This is a genomic window from Robbsia andropogonis (genome assembly GCF_000970345.1).
Classification (GTDB): domain Bacteria; phylum Pseudomonadota; class Gammaproteobacteria; order Burkholderiales; family Burkholderiaceae; genus Robbsia; species Robbsia andropogonis.
In genome coordinates this window covers 1-543 of record NZ_LAQU01000242.1, presented here as the reverse complement: position 1 = coordinate 543, position 543 = coordinate 1, and the positions used below count along the sequence as shown (strand labels likewise).

Here is a 543-nt window from a genome sequence, read left to right as displayed (position 1 = left end):
GAACCGCGCCACGCTGGGTGCGTTGAGCATTCGTGCGATACAACCATTGCGCCAGGTGCCGCGCGCCGCATTGATTGCCGAGCGCGTCGCGGCAAGCCCGTTCGCGCCGCTTGAGTTGCTGGATGTGCCGCAGGCGCTTTCAGGGGCGAGCGGGACGAACCGCGCCGCGCAAGGCCGCAATCAAACGGGTGCGCACAACGATCTGGCCGCGATTCGCGCCTGGCTCGCGCTACACGAGCCGGATTCCCATACGTGGCGCTCTTACCGGACGCAGGCCGAGCGCTTGCTGCTGTGGGCCATTGTCGAGCGTGGTAAGCCGCTATCGTCCTTGGATGTCGCGGACATCACCGCCTATCGGACATTTTTGTTGGCGCCGCCCGAAAACTGGATCGGCCCCCGCAAAACACAGCGGTGGTCACCCCATTGGCGGCCGTTCGCCGGGCCGTTGTCGCCGGCGAGCCGGGCGACCGCCTGTGCTGTTTTAAAAGCCTTGTTTCAGTGGCTCGTCGAGATGCGCTATCTCGACTTCAATCCGTGGACGGG

Annotated in this window: 1 pseudogene; it reads left to right on the top strand. The window is 65.0% G+C overall.

The features are described from left to right. Positions 1-543 (top strand): annotated as a pseudogene (locus WM40_RS27345) (integrase); the annotation flags it as partial.